Annotated in this window: 1 pseudogene; it reads left to right on the forward strand. The window is 29.0% G+C overall.

Going from position 1 to position 217, the window contains the following annotated elements:
- Window positions 1-217: pseudogene (locus tag M983_RS17805) on the forward strand (hypothetical protein); the annotation flags it as partial.

Genomic DNA, 217 nt, shown 5'->3' on the forward strand with positions numbered 1-217 from the left:
GAGTTTTTATACTCCAGAAAGTAATAAAAACCTCTTTGAAAATAAATCAATTATTGAAATGGCTAAATACAATGGATATGAAACTTATTGGATAGGGTCTCAACGATTAAAAGGATTACACGACTCAAAATATGGATTTATTGCTAAAAAAAGTAATAACATATGGCTTACGCAATATGATGATAACGAGCTTTCTGGTTTATTAAAAACAGCGCTT

Source organism: Proteus myxofaciens ATCC 19692 (assembly GCF_001654855.1).
Classification (GTDB): domain Bacteria; phylum Pseudomonadota; class Gammaproteobacteria; order Enterobacterales; family Enterobacteriaceae; genus Proteus; species Proteus myxofaciens.